The organism is Streptomyces typhae (assembly GCF_009755605.1).
Classification (GTDB): domain Bacteria; phylum Actinomycetota; class Actinomycetes; order Streptomycetales; family Streptomycetaceae; genus Streptomyces; species Streptomyces typhae.
In genome coordinates this window covers 142,875-156,479 of record NZ_WPNZ01000007.1, presented here as the reverse complement: position 1 = coordinate 156,479, position 13,605 = coordinate 142,875, and the positions used below count along the sequence as shown (strand labels likewise).

12 protein-coding genes are annotated in these 13,605 nt (G+C 72.1%); 6 read left to right on the top strand and 6 right to left on the bottom strand.

Annotated features, from left to right (window positions below):
• Positions 1 to 141: 141 nt before the first annotated feature.
• From galT to galK, 3 genes are read left to right on the top strand one after another with little or no spacing between them, the layout of a single operon-like run.
• On the top strand, positions 142 to 1,215 hold the full coding sequence (gene galT, locus GPA10_RS14645; RefSeq protein ID WP_343040838.1) for a galactose-1-phosphate uridylyltransferase: 1,074 nt from the start codon (positions 142 to 144) through the stop codon (positions 1,213 to 1,215).
• On the top strand, positions 1,215 to 2,189 hold the full coding sequence (gene galE / locus GPA10_RS14640) for a UDP-glucose 4-epimerase GalE (protein WP_058846039.1): 975 nt from the start codon (positions 1,215 to 1,217) through the stop codon (positions 2,187 to 2,189). The genes galT and galE overlap by 1 nt, the downstream gene beginning before the upstream one ends.
• A 7-nt stretch (positions 2,190 to 2,196) precedes the next feature.
• A complete protein-coding gene (gene galK, locus GPA10_RS14635) occupies positions 2,197 to 3,468 on the top strand; it encodes a galactokinase (RefSeq protein ID WP_157165895.1) in 1,272 nt (423 codons plus the stop codon).
• Between the two features lie 242 nt (positions 3,469 to 3,710).
• Here the strand turns inward: galK and GPA10_RS14630 are convergent, their stop codons facing one another.
• The gene (locus GPA10_RS14630; RefSeq protein ID WP_058846403.1) at positions 3,711 to 4,163 is read right to left on the bottom strand and encodes a GNAT family N-acetyltransferase; all 453 of its coding nucleotides are present in this window, start codon (positions 4,161 to 4,163) and stop codon (positions 3,711 to 3,713) included.
• Between the two features lie 228 nt (positions 4,164 to 4,391).
• Between GPA10_RS14630 and GPA10_RS14625 the strand changes: the two genes are divergently transcribed.
• Positions 4,392 to 5,168, top strand: coding sequence for a LuxR C-terminal-related transcriptional regulator (locus tag GPA10_RS14625; protein ID WP_058846037.1), 777 nt, complete (start codon positions 4,392 to 4,394; stop codon positions 5,166 to 5,168).
• On the opposite strand, the gene tamR is transcribed toward GPA10_RS14625, so the two are convergent.
• Positions 5,127 to 5,624 (bottom strand): MarR family transcriptional regulator TamR, encoded by a 498-nt coding sequence (gene tamR, locus GPA10_RS14620; protein ID WP_157165894.1) that lies wholly within the window; start codon positions 5,622 to 5,624, stop codon positions 5,127 to 5,129. The two genes, GPA10_RS14625 and tamR, sit on opposite strands and share 42 nt — an antisense overlap.
• A 151-nt stretch (positions 5,625 to 5,775) precedes the next feature.
• Here tamR and GPA10_RS14615 point away from each other — a divergent pair, with 151 nt between their 5' ends.
• Entirely contained in the window at positions 5,776 to 6,615 is an 840-nt protein-coding gene (locus GPA10_RS14615) for a trans-aconitate 2-methyltransferase (RefSeq protein ID WP_157165893.1), read from the top strand.
• A gap of 734 nt (positions 6,616 to 7,349) precedes the next feature.
• On the opposite strand, the gene GPA10_RS14610 is transcribed toward GPA10_RS14615, so the two are convergent.
• Both GPA10_RS14610 and GPA10_RS14605 read right to left on the bottom strand, forming a co-directional pair.
• Entirely contained in the window at positions 7,350 to 8,069 is a 720-nt protein-coding gene (locus tag GPA10_RS14610) for a TetR/AcrR family transcriptional regulator (protein ID WP_058846034.1), read from the bottom strand.
• Positions 8,066 to 9,097, bottom strand: a complete 1,032-nt coding sequence (locus tag GPA10_RS14605) for an acyl-CoA desaturase (protein ID WP_058846033.1) — start codon at positions 9,095 to 9,097, stop codon at positions 8,066 to 8,068. Before GPA10_RS14605 ends, GPA10_RS14610 begins: the two co-directional genes overlap by 4 nt.
• Positions 9,098 to 9,445: 348 nt before the next feature.
• On the opposite strand from GPA10_RS14605, the gene ppc reads away from it, so the two are divergent.
• The gene (gene ppc, locus GPA10_RS14600; protein WP_058846032.1) at positions 9,446 to 12,226 is read left to right on the top strand and encodes a phosphoenolpyruvate carboxylase; all 2,781 of its coding nucleotides are present in this window, start codon (positions 9,446 to 9,448) and stop codon (positions 12,224 to 12,226) included.
• Between the two features lie 83 nt (positions 12,227 to 12,309).
• Here the strand turns inward: ppc and pth are convergent, their stop codons facing one another.
• Both pth and GPA10_RS14590 read right to left on the bottom strand, forming a co-directional pair.
• Positions 12,310 to 12,906 (bottom strand): aminoacyl-tRNA hydrolase, encoded by a 597-nt coding sequence (gene pth, locus GPA10_RS14595; RefSeq protein ID WP_058846031.1) that lies wholly within the window; start codon positions 12,904 to 12,906, stop codon positions 12,310 to 12,312.
• Positions 12,907 to 13,003: 97 nt separating this feature from the next.
• Complete coding sequence (locus tag GPA10_RS14590; protein ID WP_058846030.1) at positions 13,004 to 13,594, bottom strand: 50S ribosomal protein L25/general stress protein Ctc; 591 nt, start codon at positions 13,592 to 13,594, stop codon at positions 13,004 to 13,006.
• Positions 13,595 to 13,605 lie beyond the last annotated feature (11 nt).

Below are 13,605 nucleotides of genomic sequence, written 5' to 3'. Positions count from 1 at the left end.
TACGCCCCACGCTTCAGTAAGTGAACAGTTCTGTTGATGTTCTTTGTTTGATTGTGATCGAGCGCGTGGATTGACGATGATGTTGGCTTGTGATTTGTTGTGTTCGGTTCTGTTGGTGGGCGGTGTGAAGGAGCCCCGAAGGTGAAGAAGACCTCGACTCGTCTCGCCGACGGTCGTGAGCTCATCTACTACGACACGCGCGACGACACCGTCCGCACGGCGGCCGACACCAGGCCCCTGGACCCCGTCGCGACCACCTCCGAGATCCGCCGCGACCCCCTCATCGGGGACGCCGTCGCGATCGCCTCGCACCGGCAGGGCCGCACCTACCACCCGCCGGCCGACGAGTGCCCGCTGTGCCCCTCCACCGGCGGCCGCCGCACCGAGATCCCCGACTCCTCGTACGACGTCGTGGTCTTCGAGAACCGCTTCCCCTCCCTCGCCGGGGACGCGGGCCGCTGCGAGGTCGTCTGCTTCACCAGCGACCACACGGCGTCCTTCGCCGACCTCACCGAGGCGCAAGCCGCGCTCGTCCTGGAGGCCTGGACCGACCGCACCGCCGAACTGTCGCACCTGCCGTCCGTCGCCCAGGTGTTCTGCTTCGAGAACCGCGGCGCGGAGATCGGCGTGACCCTCGGCCACCCGCACGGCCAGATCTACGCCTACCCCTTCGTCACCCCGCGCACGGACCTGATGCTGCGCAACCTCGCCGCGCACCGCGCCACGACCGGCCGCAACCTCTTCGACGACGTCCTCGCCGCGGAGCGCGCCGGTGACCGCGTCGTCCTGGACGCCGAGCACTGGACGGCCTTCGTGCCGTACGCGGCGCACTGGCCCTACGAGGTGCACCTCCACCCCAAGCGCCGCGTCCCCGACCTGCTCGCCCTCGACGAGCCGGCTCGCACAGAGTTTCCCCAGGTGTATCTGGAACTTCTGCGGCGCTTCGACCGGATCTTCGGCCCCGGTGAGCGCGAGGGCGGCGACGAGCCGCCGACGCCGTACATCGCGGCCTGGCACCAGGCCCCGTTCACGGCGCCGTACGGGTACGAGGGCGTCAACCGGGACGACTTCGCGCTCCACCTCGAGCTTTTCACCATTCGCCGCACTTCGGGCAAGCTGAAGTTTCTTGCGGGTTCCGAATCCGGCATGAGTGTGTTCATCAACGACGTGCCGCCGGAGACCGCGGCCGAGCGACTGCGAGAGGTAGCGAGTTGATGAGTGGGAAGTACCTGGTCACGGGTGGCGCCGGCTATGTCGGGAGCGTCGTGGCGCAGCACCTGGTCGAGGCGGGGCACGAGGTCACCGTCCTCGACAACCTCTCCACCGGCTTCCGTGAGGGCGTCCCCGCGGGCGCCGCGTTCATCGAGGGCGACATCCGCGACGCCGCCAAATGGCTGGACGCCTCCTACGACGCGGTGCTCCACTTCGCGGCCTTCTCCCAGGTCGGCGAGTCCGTCGTGAAGCCCGAGAAGTACTGGGACAACAACGTCGGCGGCACCATGGCGCTGCTCGCCGCCATGCGGGACGCCGGCGTGCGCAAGCTCGTCTTCTCCTCCACCGCCGCGACCTACGGCGAACCGGTGGCCAGCCCCATCACCGAGTCCGACCCGACCGCCCCCACCTCCCCCTACGGGGCGTCCAAGCTCGCCGTCGACCACATGATCACGGGCGAGGCGGCGGCCCACGGGCTCGGCGCGGTGTCCCTTCGCTACTTCAACGTGGCGGGCGCCTACGCCACGGCCGCGCACGGCACGTTCGGCGAGCGCCACGACCCCGAGTCCCACCTCATCCCGCTCGTCCTCCAGGTCGCCCAGGGCAAGCGCGAGGCCATCTCCGTCTTCGGCGACGACTACCCGACGCCCGACGGCACCTGCGTACGCGACTACATCCACGTCGCCGACCTCGCCGACGCCCACCTCCTCGCCCTGGACGCCGCGACGCCCGGCGACCACCTCATCTGCAACCTGGGCAACGGCAACGGCTTCTCCGTGCGCGAAGTCATCGAGACCGTCCGCCAGGTCACCGGACACCCGATCCCCGAGGTCGTCGCGGGCCGCCGCGGCGGCGACCCGGCCGTCCTCGTCGCCTCCGCGGCCACCGCCCGCGAGAAGCTCGGCTGGAATCCGTCCCGCGCGGACCTCGCGGGAATCGTCGCCGACGCCTGGGCCTTCGCCCAGCAAAGGGGGTAAACCGCCCATGTCCGCCGCCGCTGAGCCTGCCGCGTCCGCCGCGTCCGCTGCGTCCGCCGAGTCCGCCGCGGAGTCCGCCGCCGCGGTCGCCGACGCGTTCACCGCGCTGTACGGGTACGAGCCCGCCGGGGTCTGGGCGGCGCCCGGCCGCGTCAACCTCATCGGCGAGTACACGGACTTCAACGAGGGCTTCGTGATGCCGCTCGCGCTGCCGCACACCGTCGTCGCCGCGGTCGCCCGCCGCGACGACGGCGTGCTGCGCCTGCACTCGGCGGACGTGCCGGGCCCCGTCGTCGAACTGGCGGCGGACGCCCTGACACCCCTTGCACCGCTGGCACCGCTGGCACCGCCGGCACCGGTCCCCCATGGCGGCTGGGCCGCGTACCCGGCGGGCGTCGTCTGGGCGTTGCGCGAAGCGGGGCACGCGGTCGGCGGCGCGGACGTGCACCTGGCGTCCACCGTGCCGACGGGCGCGGGCCTGTCCTCCTCGGCCGCCCTGGAGGTCGCCACCGCCCTCGCCCTGAACGACCTGTACGAACTCGGCCTCACCCGGCGGGAGTTGGCGCTGCTCGCCCAGCGCGCCGAGAACGCCTTCGTCGGCGTGCCCTGCGGAGTCATGGACCAGATGGCCTCCGCCGCCTGCGAGGCCGGACACGTCCTGCACCTGGACTGCCGCGACCTGTCCGTGCGCCAGGTCCCCTTCGACCTGTCCGCCCACGGCCTGTGCCTGCTCGTCGTCGACACCCGGGTCAAGCACGAACTCGGCGACGGCGCGTACGCGGAGCGGCGCGCCGGGTGCGAGGCGGGGGCGCGGGCGCTCGGCGTGTCCCATCTGCGGGACATTCCCTTCGCCGAGCTGCCCGCCGCGCTCGCGCGCCTCGACGGCGAGCTGGGCGACGGGCCCGACGGTGAGAAGGTGCGCCGCTACGTCCGGCACGTCGTCTCCGACGACCACCGCGTCGAACGGGTCATCGCCCTCCTCGACGCCGGGGACGTACGGAGCGCCGGGCCCGTCCTCACCGAGGGTCATCTGTCCCTGCGGGACGATCTGCGCATCTCCTGCCCCGAGTTGGACCTCGTGGTCGAGGCCGCCTGTGCGGGTGGGGCGCTCGGGGCGCGGATGACCGGGGGCGGCTTCGGCGGCTCCGCCGTCGTCCTCGTCGAGGCCGCCGGGGCGGAGACCGTGGCCAAGGCCGTGCGGGAGGCGTTCGCGGGGGCGGGGTTCGCGGAGCCGCGGGTGTTCGTGGGGGAGGCTTCGGCGGGGGCACGGAGGCTGTAGGCCTCGCGGGGGCGCCCCGGACCCGCCCCTTCTCCGATCCTGGGGCTCCGCCCCAGACCCCGTATCGGCGCTCCGCGCCTCGTCCTCAAACGCCGGACGGGCTGAAACTTCGCCGCGCGGGCTGGAACTCTGCCGCACCAGCGAAATTTTCAGCCTCTCCGGCGTTTGAGGAGCGGGGTCTGGGGCGGAGCCCCAGTTTCGGGAAGGGGCGGGTCCGGGGCGTCCCGCGAGGGCACCGCTGCTCAGCCCAGGCGCTTCGTCAGCGTGAACTCCTTGTGGCCCTCCGGGTAGTCGGGGATGACGCACACGACGTCGTACCCCTGCTGCCGGTAGAAGGCGGGCGCCTGGAAGTCCCAGGTCTCCAGACGGGAGTTACGGCACCCCCGCTCCACAGCGACCCGCTCCGCCTCGGCGAGCAACCGCCCCCCGACCCCCGCCCCCCGAAACTCCTCGGCCACCCACAGCAACCCCACATGCAGCCACCGCCCCCACGTGTGCCCGGTGAGCCCCCCGACCAGCTCACCGGCGTCGCCGATGACCCACACACCGAGGGGTTCCTCCTGCTCCAGGGGCGTACCCCGCATCTCCCGCAGAGCCGCCGAGGCCTCCGCGTTGGCCGCCCGCAACCTGGCGCGAAGCAGACGATGACGTTCCTTGTCGACTCCTGTCTCCATCCGAAACATACGGCTCACCATAAACGCGTCGGCCAATCAGTTCTGCAAATCCACTTCCGCTCGGGGCCCCCGTCCGTACTCTGAAGGGCAGCGCCGGTGGGGGCCGGCGCCGATCAGGGGGCGAGACAGTCGGGTACGACGCCCGGCGTGGGGGTGGCAGTCACGGCACGGCGGCGGCCGTGCGGGCTGCGGCGACCCCACCCGGGCGCCGTACCCGCGTCGGGCGTCCTCCGACCTGTGGGGGTTTCCGTGGTTCGAATCCGAGTCCTGGTCGTCGACGACCATCGCATCTTCGCCGAGTCGCTCGCGGCGGCGCTCGCCGCCGAGCCCGACGTGGACGTCTCCGCCGCGGGCAGCGGGCCCGCGGCGCTGCGCTGCCTCGACCGCGCGGCCGCCGAGGGCCGCAGATACGACGTGCTGCTCGTGGACGCCGACCTCGGCAGCACCGCGTCCGCCCTCCAGGGCGTGCGCCCCGCCGTACCCGTGCACGACGGCCAGGCCGACGGGCTCGTGGACGGCATCTCTTTGGTGTCGGGGGTGCGCTCGGGGCAGCCCGCCGTGCGTACGGTCGTGCTCGCGGAGAAGGACGACCCGCGCCGCGCCGCCCTCGCCCTGCAGGCCGGGGCCTCCGGGTGGGTCGCCAAGGACTGCTCGCTGTCGCGGCTGCTCACGGTCATCCGCGGTGTCCTGCGCGACGAGACGCATCTGCCGCCCGCCCTGCTCACCGGCGTGCTGCGCGAACTGACCGCGGCCCGCAAGCACCGTACGGAGAGCGAACGCCTCGTGGAGTCGCTCACCCCGCGCGAACGCGAGGTGCTGCGCTGCATGGTGGCCGGGCTCGGCCGCAAGGCCGTCGCGGAGCGGCTCTTCCTCTCGCCGCACACCGTGCGCACCCATATGCAGAACGTCCTAGGCAAGCTCGGCGTGCACTCCACGCTCGCCGCCGTCGCCCTCGCCCGCAGGGCCGGCGTCGGGCCCGTGGACCTAGCCGGGGACGTTGTCGAACGGGGCGGTCAGCTGGCGTAGCAGCGCGGCGAGTTCGCCGCGCTGGGCGCGGGACAGCTCGACCAGGATGGCCCGTTCCTGGTCGAGCAGGCCGGCCAGTGCCTGGTCCGCGCGGTCGCGGCCCTCATCGGTGAGGCGCACCAGGACGCCCCGGCGGTCGCTGGGGTCCGGCAGGCGTTCCACCAGGCCCTTCTTCGCGAGGCGGTCGATGCGGTTCGTCATCGTGCCGGAGGTGACGAGGGTCTGCGTGAGGAGTTGGCCCGGCGAGAGCTGGTAGGGCGCGCCCGCCCTGCGCAGCGACGTCAGGACGTCGAACTCCCAGGGCTCCAGTTCGTGCTCGGCGAACGCCAGCCGACGTGCGCGGTCGAGGTGGCGCGCCAGCCTGCTCACGCGGCTCAGCACCTCGAGCGGTTCCACGTCGAGGTCAGGGCGCTCCCGACGCCATGCAGCGACCAGCCGGTCGACCTCGTCCTCCATGTCGATCAGTGTAGGGGGTCCCTCGACATGAAGTCTCTTGACGTCGAGATACTTGGGGTTCGAGGATGAGGGGGCGCGGTGTGCCGCGCCGCCGTGCGGTGTCGTCGTGGGCGTCGCCCGGCCGTCGCTCTGCCGTCACGGAGGAGTCCTCATGCCGTCTGCGCCCGTACCGTCCGCCGCGTCGTCCCCCGCCTGGGATCCGGACCAGTACCTGCGCCACTCGGGGCCGCGTGCCCGCCCCTTCCTCGACCTGCTCGCCCGGGTGCCGGCGCTCCCCGGAGACCGTCCGCCCCGCATCGCCGACGTGGGGTGCGGGCCGGGCAACGTCACCGTCCTGCTCACCGAACGCTGGCCGGACGCCCATGTCACCGGCTTCGACAACTCCCCGCAGATGCTGCGCGAGGCCGAGGCGCTCGCGGGGCCCACCGCGGGCGGCGGGCGCCTGGAGTTCGCCGCCGCGGACGCCGGGGCCTGGGCTCCCGCGCCGGACGCGTACGACCTGATCCTCTCCAACGCCACGCTCCAGTGGGTGCCCGGCCACGCCGACCGCTTCCCGGACTGGGTGGCGGGGCTGCGGTCCGGCGGGGTGCTCGGCGTCCAGATGCCCGCCAACTTCGACGCTCCCAGCCACGTCCTGATGCGGGAGCTGTGTGCGGGGGAGAGGTGGGGCGGGCGGCTCGGCGGGGTGCTGCGGCACGCCGACGCCGTGTTGCCGCCCGCCGCCTATCTTGAGCTGCTCGCCGGGCTCGGCTGCGAGGTGGACGTCTGGGAGACCACCTACCTGCATCTCCTGTCCGGGGTCGATCCCGTCCTGGAGTGGGTCAAGGGGACGGGGTTGCGGCCCGTCCTCACGGCGCTCGCGGGTGATGCCGGGGCGACGGAGGAGTTCCTGGAGGCCTACCGGGCGCGGCTCCGCGAAGCGTATCCCGCCCACGAGCACGGCACCGTCTTCCCTTTCCGCCGCCTGTTCGCCGTGGCCCGCAAGCCCTGACCCGGCGCCCCGCCCCTGCCCGCAGGCGGCAACCCCCACGCCGCTGCGCGGCGCTCACCCCCACCCACCCACCCGCCCGTAACCGTCGTCCCCGCCGCCCTGCGCGGCCGGTTGCGGTAGCGGCAACCGTCTTCCGCCGCTGCGCGGCGGTGTCTCCCACCCACCCACCCGTGACTGTCGGCCTCGCCGTGCCGCGGGCGGCAGCCGTGATTGCCTGTGACTGTGGGACCCGCCGTACCGCGGGCGGCAACCGTCCCTGCCGCTGCGCGGCGGTGTCTCCCGCCCACCCGCCCGTGACTGTCGTCCCCGTCGCGCCGCCCAGCCTCCGCCAGCGTCCGTGACGGGCCAGCTTCGCCGTACCGCGGGCGGCAACCGTCCCCGCCGCTGCGCGGCGGTGCCTCCCGCCCACCCGCCCGTGACTGTCGTCCCCGCCGCACCGCCCAGCCTCCGCCAGCGGACGGTCAGCCATGCCGCACCGCCCAACCCCGGCCACCGACACCACCCCCCCCGGCCCGCCCCACGACGCCGGGTAACGGGTGGGTGGGTGGGGAACTCGCCGCGCGCAGCGTGGCGGAAACCAGCCACCCACCCGCACCTATCGCAAGGGCACCTGCGGAGTCGCCAGGGCGCGGCGCGCAGCGCGGGCCCGAGCAACGCAGCCCGGCGGCAACCCACGGCGGCAGCCCAAGGCGGCAACCCCGGCCCCGCCGCCAAGGGCGCCCCCGCCAGTCGGCTCAGTTCTTCCGATGCCCTATCAGCCGAGGCTTGGGCTCAAGCCCGTCAAGGCCGTGCCAGGCGAGGTTGACCAGGTGAGCGGCCACCTCCGCCTTCTTGGGTTTGCGGACGTCGAGCCACCACTGGCCGGTGAGGGCGACGCTGCCGACGAGGGCCTGCGCGTACAGAGGGGCGAGCTTCGCGTCGAAGCCGCGGTTCTTGAACTCCTGGCCGAGGATGTCCTCGACCTGCGTGGCGATGTCGGAGATCAGGGACGCGAAGGAGCCGGTCGACTGGGGGATGGGGGAGTCGCGGACGAGGATGCGGAAGCCGTCGGTGTACTCCTCGATGTAGTCGAGGAGGGCGAAGGCGGCCTGCTCGCAGAGCTCGCGGGGGTGACCGGCCGTGAGGGAGCCGGTCACCATGCCGAGGAGCTGACGCATCTCGCGGTCCACGACGACCGCGTAGAGCCCCTCCTTGCCGCCGAAGTGCTCGTACACGACGGGCTTGGAGACGCCGGCCTTCGCCGCGATCTCCTCGACCGAGGTGCCTTCGAAGCCCTTGGCGGCGAAGAGGGTACGACCGATGTCGAGCAACTGCTCGCGACGCTCGGCACCAGTCATCCGGGTCCGCCGGGCCCGCCGGGGCTTGTCGGTGTTCGAACTCGCGGGGCCCTGCGAGGACCGCGCGGAGCGCGTCGTGCTCGGTGTGCTTGAGTCGGTCGCCACGGGGTCCATCATGCCGCGTCTGCGGCCTGATGCTTGCCGGGGGAGGCGGCCGGGGCGTCCGCGGCGCCCTCGTCCACGGCCTTGCGGCGGCCCTCGACACGGGACTTGGACGGCCACCGCACGTCGTACGCCCAGCCGAGCTGTTCGAACCAGCGGATCAGCCGCGCGGACGAGTCGAGCTGGCCGCGCAGCACACCGTGGCGCGCCGACGTCGGGTCGGCGTGGTGCAGGTTGTGCCAGGACTCGCCGCAGGAGAGGACCGCGAGCCACCACACGTTCCCGGAGCGGTCACGGGACTTGAAGGGGCGCTTGCCGACGGCGTGGCAGATGGAGTTGATCGACCACGTCACGTGGTGCAGGAGCGCCACACGCACCAGCGAGCCCCAGAAGAACGCGGTGCACGCGCCCCACCAGGACATGGTGACGAGGCCGCCCACCAGCGGCGGGATCGCCAGCGAGACGATCGTCCAGAGCAGGAACTGACGCGAGACGCGACGGATCGCCGGGTCCTTGATCAGGTCGGGGGCGTACTTCTCCTGCGGCGTCTGCTCCTCGTCGAACATCCATCCGATATGGGCCCACCAGAGGCCCTTCATCAGGGCGGGAACCGTCTCGCCGAAACGCCACGGCGAGTGCGGGTCGCCCTCCGCGTCGGAGAACTTGTGGTGCTTGCGGTGATCCGCCACCCAGCGCACCAGCGGACCCTCCACCGCCATCGAACCCGCGATGGCGAGCGCGACCCGCAGCGGGCGCTTGGCCTTGAAGGAACCATGGGTGAAATAGCGGTGGAAACCGATCGTGATGCCGTGGCAGCCCAGGTAGTACATGAACACAAGGAGGCCGAGGTCGAGCCAGCTCACGCCCCAGCCCCAGGCCAGCGGCACCGCGGCCAGCACGGCCAGGAACGGGACGACGATGAACAGCAGCAGCGTGATCTGCTCCAGGGAGCGCTTCTGCTCACCGCCGAGGGTCGCGGACGGGAGCGGGGCGCCCGCCGGCGCCCCCTTCGGTTCGTCGATGACGTCGGGGCTTGTGGTCATAGGGAATTCCCCTGGGGGGTCGAGGGTGAGGGCACGTACCGGACGGGTACGAGCGAGGCGGGACGTGCCGCACCGGCACCTCCCGCACGGGCGAGTGCCCGTGTGGCGGCCCGCGCATGCCGACGCCTACGCGACCGTAACCTACGGGTACGTAAGCCTCGCAGTGCGCGGGGGCGCGGCACGAGACCCCGAAACGGCCGGATCGCATCGGCACCTATCCTTGGATCGGTCGGACAGCGCGGTCCGCTCTGTATCTCCCCCGGTTCCACCGCCGGGACCCCTCCCAGACGTGCCCACCCCCCGTCTGTCACCGGCAGACGGCGGGCTACACCGCAAGGAGCCGCACCTGTGAGCAGTGCCGACGACCGATCCGCAAGCCAGGCCGCCGCGAGCACAAGCACCGCGTCGGCAGGCACCAACAGCGAGCTGCGCGCCGACATCCGTCGCCTCGGCGACCTCCTCGGCGAGACCCTCGTACGCCAGGAAGGCCCCGAGCTCCTCGACCTGGTGGAGAAGGTCCGCCGCCTCACCCGCGAGGACGGCGAGGCCGCAGCCCGCCTCCTCGGCGGTACCGAGCTGGAGACGGCCGCCAAGCTCGTACGCGCCTTCTCCACCTACTTCCACCTCGCCAACGTCACCGAGCAGGTGCACCGCGGCCGTGAGCTGCGCGCCAAGCGCGCCGCCGAGGGCGGCCTCCTCTCCCGCACCGCGGACCGCCTCAAGGACGCCGACCCCGAACACCTGCGTGAGACCGTCGAGCACCTCAACGTGCGCCCGGTCTTCACCGCGCACCCCACCGAGGCCGCCCGGCGCTCCGTGCTCAACAAGCTCCGCCGCGTCGCCGCGCTCCTGGAGACCCCGGTCATCGAGTCCGACCGGCGCCGCCACGACACCCGACTGGCCGAGAACATCGACCTCGTCTGGCAGACCGACGAGCTCCGCGTGGTCCGCCCCGAGCCCGCCGACGAGGCCCGCAACGCCATCTACTACCTCGACGAACTGCACGCGAACGCCGTCGGCGACGTCCTGGAGGACCTCACCGCCGAGCTGGAGCGCGTCGGCGTCGAGGTGCCCCACGACACCCGCCCCCTGACCTTCGGCACCTGGATCGGCGGCGACCGCGACGGCAACCCCAACGTGACCCCCGAGGTCACCTGGGACGTCCTGATCCTCCAGCACGAGCACGGCATCAACGACGCCCTCGACCTCATCGACGAGCTGCGCGGCTTCCTGTCGAACTCCATCCGCTACACCGGCGCCACCGAGGAACTCCTCACCTCCCTCCAGTGCGACGTGGAGCGGCTGCCCGAGATCAGCCCCCGCTACAAGCGCCTCAACGCCGAGGAGCCCTACCGCCTCAAGGCCACCTGCATCCGGCAGAAGCTGGAGAACACCAAGCAGCGCCTCGCCAAGGGCACCCTCCACGAGCCGGGCCGCGACTACCTCGGCACCGCCGAGCTCCTGCACGACCTCACGCTCATCCAGTCGTCGCTGCGCGTCCACAAGGGCGCCCTGTTCGCCGACGGCCGCATGAACCGCACCATCCGCACCCTCGCCGCCTTCGGCCTCCAGCTCGCCACCATGGACGTCCGCGAACACGCCGACGCCCACCACCACGCCCTCGGCCAGCTCTTCGACCGCCTCGGCGAGGAATCCTGGCGGTACGCGGACATGCCGCGCGAGTACCGGCAGAAGCTCCTCGCCAAGGAACTGCGCTCCCGCCGCCCCCTCGCCCCCTCGCCCGCGCCCCTCGACGCCGCCGGCGAGAAGACCCTCGGCGTGTTCGGCACCGTCAAGCGCGCCCTCGACGTCTTCGGACCCGAGGTCATCGAGTCGTACATCATCTCCATGTGCCAGGGCGCCGACGACGTGTTCGCCGCCGCCGTCCTCGCCCGCGAAGCAGGCCTCCTCGACCTGCACGCGGGCTGGGCCAAGATCGGCATCGTGCCGCTCCTGGAGACCACCGACGAACTGCGCGCCGCCGACGTCATCCTCGACGAGATGCTCGCCGACCCCTCCTACCGGCGCCTGGTCTCCCTGCGCGGCGACGTCCAGGAGGTCATGCTCGGCTACTCCGACTCCTCCAAGTTCGGCGGCATCACCACCTCCCAGTGGGAGATCCACCGCGCCCAGCGCCGCCTGCGCGACGTCGCCCACCGCTACGGCGTCCGCCTGCGCCTCTTCCACGGCCGCGGCGGCACCGTCGGCCGCGGCGGCGGCCCCTCCCACGACGCCATCCTCGCCCAGCCCTGGGGCACCCTGGAGGGCGAGATCAAGGTGACCGAGCAGGGCGAGGTCATCTCCGACAAGTACCTGGTGCCGTCCCTGGCCCGGGAGAACCTCGAACTGACCGTCGCCGCCACCCTCCAGGCCTCCGCCCTGCACACCGCGCCCCGCCAGTCCGACGAGGCCCTCGCCCGCTGGGACGCCGCCATGGACGTCGTCTCCGACGCCGCCCACTCCGCGTACCGCAAGCTCGTCGAGGACCCCGACCTGCCGACGTACTTCCTCGCGTCGACGCCGGTCGACCAGCTCGCCGACCTGCACCTGGGCTCCCGGCCCTCCCGCCGCCCCGGCTCGGGCGTCTCGCTCGACGGACTGCGCGCCATCCCCTGGGTGTTCGGCTGGACCCAGTCCCGGCAGATCGTGCCCGGCTGGTTCGGCGTCGGATCGGGCCTGAAGGCCCTGCGCGAAGCCGGTCTGCGGCCGACAGACGCCACCGTCCTCGACGAGATGCACGAGCACTGGCACTTCTTCCGCAACTTCATCTCCAACGTCGAGATGACGCTCGCGAAGACGGACCTGCGCATCGCCCGCCACTACGTCGACACCCTCGTGTCCGACGACCTCAAGCACATCTTCGCCGTCATCGAGGCCGAGCACGCCCTCACCGTCGCCGAGGTGCTCCGCATCACCGGCGGCACGGAACTGCTCGACTCCAACCCCGTCCTCCAGCAGACCTTCGCCATCCGCGACGCCTACCTGGACCCGATCTCCTACCTCCAGGTCGCCCTGCTCAAGCGGCAGCGCGACGCGGCCGCCGCGAACGAGGAGCCCGACCCGCTGCTCGCCCGCGCCCTGCTGCTCACCGTCAACGGCGTCGCCGCGGGCCTGCGCAACACCGGCTGACCGCCACCGCACAGCACTCCGGCCCCGCCGTCACTCGTGGTGACGGCGGGGCCGGATCCGTGCAGAAGCCGTGGCCAGGGCCCTCAGGAGTTGTACGTGCTCTGCGCCCGCTCCAGACCATCGGCGACCAGGCACTCCACGGCATCCGCCGCCCGGTCGACGAAGTAGTCGAGCTCCTTGCGCTCCGCGGCCGAGAAGTCCTTCAGAACGAAGTCGGCGACCTGCATCCGGCCCGGCGGACGCCCGATGCCGAACCGCACCCGGTGGTAGTCGGGACCCATCGCCTTCGTCATCGACTTCAGACCGTTGTGCCCGTTGTCGCCCCCGCCGAGCTTCAGCCGCAGCGTGCCGTGGTCGATGTCCAGCTCGTCGTGGACCGCGACGACGTTCGCCGTCGGCACCTTGTAGAAGTCGCGCAGCGCGGTCACCGGGCCACCCGACAGGTTCATGTACGACATGGGCTTGACGAGGACGACCCGGCGGCTGCCGGGGCCCATCGGGCCGATCCGGCCCTCCAGGACCTGCGCCTGCGCCTTGCCGGCCCGCTTGAAGCCGCCGCCGATCCGGTCCGCGATCAGGTCGGCCACCATGAAGCCCACGTTGTGCCGGTTCATGGCGTACCCCGGTCCCGGGTTGCCGAGGCCCACGATCAGCCAGGGGGCGCTGGGATCCGTCGTCATCTGCGTGTCTCCTTCATGGCACCTGGCACCTTACACAGCCCGACCGCCGCCCAGCGCCAGGGCGCTGAGCGGCGGTCGGCACTGCGAACGGCGAGGATCAGGCCTCGGCGGCCTCGTCGCCCTCGCCCTCGGCGGGGGCCTCCTCGGCCTGCGCGGCCAGGATCTGCAGCACGACGGTGTCGTCCTCGACGGCGAGGGAGACACCGGAAGGCAGCGTGATGTCCTTGGCGAGGACGGAGTCACCGGCGTCCAGGCCCGCGATGGAGACCGTGACGGACTCGGGGATGTGGGTGGCCTCGGCCTCGACCGGAAGCGCGTTCAGGACGTGCTCCAGGAGGTTGGCGCCCGGAGCCAGCTCGCCCTCGGCGTGCACCGGGATCTCGACGTTGACCTTCTCGCCGCGCTTGACCAGGAGCAGGTCGACGTGGGTCAGGATGCCCTGACGCAGGACGTCGCGCTGCACGGCCTTCGGGATGGCCAGCTCGGACTTGCCGTCGATGTCCAGGGAGATCAGGACGTTCGGCGTACGCAGGGCCATCAGCAGGTCGTGGCCGGGCAGCGTGACGTGGACCGGGTCGGTGCCGTGGCCGTACAGAACGCCGGGGACCTTGTCCTCGCGGCGGATGCGGCGGGCGGCGCCCTTGCCGAACTCGGTACGGGTCTCGGCGACGAGCTTGACCTCAGACATGGTGCACTCCT

Coding starts and splice junctions, on each gene's coding strand:
- galE (WP_058846039.1), top strand. CDS start 1,215: ATGAGTGGGAAGTACCTGGTCACGGGTGGCGCCGGCTATGTCGGGAGC.
- galK (WP_157165895.1), top strand. CDS start 2,197: ATGTCCGCCGCCGCTGAGCCTGCCGCGTCCGCCGCGTCCGCTGCGTCC.
- GPA10_RS14630 (WP_058846403.1), bottom strand. CDS start 4,163: ATGGTGAGCCGTATGTTTCGGATGGAGACAGGAGTCGACAAGGAACGT.
- tamR (WP_157165894.1), bottom strand. CDS start 5,624: ATGGAGGACGAGGTCGACCGGCTGGTCGCTGCATGGCGTCGGGAGCGC.
- GPA10_RS14615 (WP_157165893.1), top strand. CDS start 5,776: ATGCCGTCTGCGCCCGTACCGTCCGCCGCGTCGTCCCCCGCCTGGGAT.
- GPA10_RS14610 (WP_058846034.1), bottom strand. CDS start 8,069: ATGATGGACCCCGTGGCGACCGACTCAAGCACACCGAGCACGACGCGC.
- GPA10_RS14605 (WP_058846033.1), bottom strand. CDS start 9,097: ATGACCACAAGCCCCGACGTCATCGACGAACCGAAGGGGGCGCCGGCG.
- pth (WP_058846031.1), bottom strand. CDS start 12,906: ATGACGACGGATCCCAGCGCCCCCTGGCTGATCGTGGGCCTCGGCAAC.
- GPA10_RS14590 (WP_058846030.1), bottom strand. CDS start 13,594: ATGTCTGAGGTCAAGCTCGTCGCCGAGACCCGTACCGAGTTCGGCAAG.